At 73.1% G+C, this 3592-nt stretch carries 4 protein-coding genes and 1 pseudogene; 3 read left to right on the top strand and 2 right to left on the bottom strand.

Going from position 1 to position 3592, the window contains the following annotated elements; translation table 11 throughout:
* Positions 1-184 (top strand): annotated as a pseudogene (locus ACIQOV_RS32675) (MerR family transcriptional regulator); the annotation flags it as partial.
* A gap of 3 nt (positions 185-187) precedes the next feature.
* A complete protein-coding gene (trxA, locus tag ACIQOV_RS32670) occupies positions 188-517 on the top strand; it encodes a thioredoxin (protein ID WP_401054338.1) in 330 nt (109 codons plus the stop codon).
* A gap of 38 nt (positions 518-555) precedes the next feature.
* On the opposite strand, the gene ACIQOV_RS32665 is transcribed toward trxA, so the two are convergent.
* The gene (locus ACIQOV_RS32665) at positions 556-1353 is read right to left on the bottom strand and encodes an SURF1 family protein (RefSeq protein WP_401054336.1); all 798 of its coding nucleotides are present in this window, start codon (positions 1351-1353) and stop codon (positions 556-558) included.
* Positions 1354-1384: 31 nt separating this feature from the next.
* Positions 1385-2380 (bottom strand): DEDDh family exonuclease, encoded by a 996-nt coding sequence (locus tag ACIQOV_RS32660; RefSeq protein ID WP_401054335.1) that lies wholly within the window; start codon positions 2378-2380, stop codon positions 1385-1387.
* A gap of 125 nt (positions 2381-2505) precedes the next feature.
* On the opposite strand from ACIQOV_RS32660, the gene ACIQOV_RS32655 reads away from it, so the two are divergent.
* The gene (locus tag ACIQOV_RS32655) at positions 2506-3549 is read left to right on the top strand and encodes a zinc-dependent alcohol dehydrogenase family protein (RefSeq protein ID WP_401054334.1); all 1044 of its coding nucleotides are present in this window, start codon (positions 2506-2508) and stop codon (positions 3547-3549) included.
* Positions 3550-3592: the final 43 nt, after the last annotated feature.

The following is a 3592-nucleotide window of genomic DNA, read 5'->3' as shown; positions in this document are numbered from 1 at the left end:
GGGGGACTCCTGCCCGGCCTCTCTGGAGGTGTACCGGCGGAAGTTGGGGGAGCTGGACGAGTGCATCGCCCGGCTCCAGGACGTGCGGGCCCAGGTGGCGGGGCAGTTCGATCGGGCCGTGAGGGCGCGGGACGAGCTGGCCGCCGTTCAGGAGCCGCCTGTTTGCGAACTGGTGAAGGAGTAGACGGTGGAGATCACGGGTGTGCCGGCGGTGACGGACGAGACGTTCGCCGCTGAGGTGCTGGCGGCCGAGGGGCCGGTGCTGGTGGACTTCACGGCGGACTGGTGCCCGCCGTGCCGGATGATGGCGCCGGTGCTGGCGGACATCGCGCGGGAGGAGGGGCACCGGCTGCGGGTGGTGAGCGTGGACGTGGACCACAATCCGCGGACGCAGGCGGCGTACGGGGTGCTGTCGATGCCGACGCTGATGGTGTTCCGGGGCGGGCAGCCGGTGCGGTCGGTGGTGGGGGCGCGGGCGAAGGCGCGGCTGCTGCGGGAGCTGGACGACGTGCTCTAGGCGACGTGCTCTGGGCGATGTGCGCCAGGCGACGTGCTCTAGGCGGGGACGGCGTCGAGCGGGACCTCGGCTTCGGCGGCCTGCTTGGCGCGGTCCTTGGCCTCGCGGCGGGCGAGGACCCAGACGCCGACCGGGATCATCGCGGTGAACAGCCACCACTGGATGGCGTAGGCCATGTGCGGGCCGATGTCGGAGTGGTTGGGCTCGGGGATCAGCTGGGGCTGGTCGGCCGGGGCGGGGGCGGTACCGGTGAGTTCGAGGTAGCCGCCGAGGAGCGGGGCGCCGGTCCGCTTGGCCTGCTCGTCGGTGTTGATCAGGTTGAACTGGCGGTCGGGCAGGCCGGTGCGGTCCTTGATGCCGCTGGCGCCGTACGTCTCCTCGGCGCGCAGGCGGCCGGTGAGGGAGACCTCGCCGGCGGGGGCGGCCGGGACGGGCGGGTACTCGGTGGCGCCGTCGCCGGAGGCGACCCAGCCGCGGTTGACCAGGACGGTGCCCTTGCCGTCGGCGAGCCGGAACGGGGTCACCACGAAGTAGCCGATGCTGCCGTTGGAGTCGGTCCGCTTGCGGACCACGAACTCGTGTGCCGGGTCGTACTGTCCGGCGGCGGTCGCCGCGCGCCAGGTGAGGTCCTTGGGGACCGCGAAGCCGGGGGCCGGCGACAGGGTGTCGAAGGGGACCGGCGCGGCGGTGAGGGCCTGACCGATCAGCTCGTTCCGGGCCACCCGTGCCTCGTGGCGGTGCAGCTGCCAGAAGCCCAGCTTGATCGTCGCGGGGATCAGCAGCAGCGCGACCAGCATGGTGATCAGCCACTGTCGGGTCAGCAGAAAACGGTACACATGGGAACGGTACGCCGACCTCACAAACGGCTCACGCACCGGGGTGCGGGGCGACCTCGCGCAGCAGCTGGAGGAAGGCGTCCTCGCCGACGACGGGGGTGCCGAGCTCGCGGGCCCGGCGGGCCTTGCCGCTCCAGCTGTCCGGCTCGTTGGTGACCAGCAGGCTGGTGAGGCGGCTCACCGAGGTGGCGATGTGCAGGCCGGCCTCGACCGCGCGGTCCTCCAGGACCTCGCGGTCGGTGGCGGTGTCGCCGGTGACGGCCACCCGCATGCCCTGGACCAGGGGCTTGCCGTCCTCCCAGCGCCCCGGGTTGGGGTACGGGCAGGGCGGGCGCTTCTTGGCCTGGCGGTACGTGGCGCCGGTCCAGGTGCTGCGGCCCGGGGCGGCCGGCTCCTCCTCGCCGAGGTCGGTGACCGCGACGCAGTTCTGGAGCGGCAGCGGCACGCCGCCGTCGCGGGCGAGGCGCAGGCTGGGGCGGAAGGCCTCGGCGAGCACCCGGGCGTCGTCCAGGGCGTTGTGGGCGTGGCGCTGCTGGACGCCGAAGTGGGCGGCGAGCGAGGACAGCTTGCCGTTGGGCAGCGGCAGGCGCAGGTCGCGGGAGAGGACCATGGTGCACAGCCGCTGCTCGACCGGGGCGCGCAGGCCGGCCCGGGAGAACTCGCGGGAGATCATGTTCCAGTCGAAGAGCGCGTTGTGCGCGACCAGGACGCGGTCCTGCAGACGGGTGGCGAACTCGTCGGCGATCTGCGGGAAGGTCGGGGCGGTGGCGAGCAGCTCGGCGGTGAGGCCGTGGATCCAGACCGGGCCCGGGTCCCGCTGGGGGTTGACCAGGGTGTACCAGTGGTCGACGACGTCGCCGTCCGCGTCCAGCTGGTAGACGCCCGCCGAGATGACGCGGTCCGAGCGGCCGAGACCGGTGGTCTCGACGTCGACGACCGCGAAGCCCCCGGTGGGGACGGCGGAGCGCTGCGCGGGGACCTGCGCGGTCCGCGGCACTCCGTAGGTCTCGGGCTGGATCGGTTGCATGGTCCAACAGGATAAGGGGCGGGGCGGGGGGCTCCGGCCGGAATGTTGCGACCGACCGGCCGGAATAGAGTGGTCGACGGGGGTGTCGTACACCTGGTCGAGATCTTTCAGCTAAGGAACAGCGCATGCGTGCCACCGTGATTCACGGCCCCAACGACATCCGGATCGAAGAGGTCCCGGACCCGGTGATCCAGCATCCGACGGACGTGGTGCTCCGGGTGGTGAACGCCTGCATCTGCGGCAGCGACCTGTGGGCCTACCGCGGCGTGGCGCAGCGGGTGGCCGGGCAGCGGATCGGGCACGAGTTCCTGGGCGTGGTCGAGGAGGTCGGCGCCGAGGTGCGCGGCTTCGCCAGGGGCGACTTGGTGGTGGCGCCGTTCGTCTGGTCGGACGGGACGTGTGACTTCTGTCTCGAAGGGCTGCAGACCTCCTGTCCGCACGGCGGGTTCTGGGGGCAGGTCGGTTCGGACGGCGGCCAGGGCGAGGCGGTGCGGGTGCCGTTCGCGGACGGGACGCTGGTGAAGCTGCCGAAGGAGGCGGCGGGTGACGAGAAGCTGCTGCCCGGGCTGCTGGCGCTGTCCGACGTGATGTCGACCGGGCACCACGCGGCGGTCTCCGCGCGGGTGCGGCCGGGTGCGACGGTCGCGGTGGTCGGCGACGGCGCGGTGGGCCTGTGCGGGGTGCTGGCGGCGCACCGGCTGGGCGCGGGCCGGATCATCGCGCTGGGCCGGCACGCGGCCCGTACCGAGCTGGCCCGTCGCTTCGGTGCGACGGACGTGGTGGCGGAGCGCGGTGAGGCCGCGGTCGAGGCGGTGAAGGAGCTGACCGGCGGCCAGGGCGCGCACGCGGTGCTGGAGGCGGTCGGTACCGAGGAGTCGATGCGGACGGCCATCTCGATCACCCGGGACGGCGGCGCGGTGGGCTACGTCGGAGTGCCGCACGGCGGCAGCGCGGGCGTCGACATCGGTCAGATGTTCGGCCGAAACGTCTCGTTGAACGGCGGCGTCGCCCCGGCCCGCGCGTACATCCCCGAGCTGCTGCCGGACGTGCTCTCGGGCGCCATCGAGCCGGGCCTGGTCTTCGACCGCACCGTCGGCCTGGACGGCGTTCCGGACGGCTACCGCGCGATGGACGACCGCTCGGCCCTGAAGGTGCGGATCGCGTTCTGAGACCTCGGCCTCCCGGCATCCGGCCCGTGCCACCCCCTTCGGG

The sequence above is a fragment of the Kitasatospora sp. NPDC091257 genome, from assembly GCF_044757675.1.
In the GTDB taxonomy this organism is placed as follows: Bacteria; Actinomycetota; Actinomycetes; order Streptomycetales; family Streptomycetaceae; genus Kitasatospora; species Kitasatospora lactacystinica.
This window is presented reverse-complemented; position numbering and strand designations above follow the sequence as displayed.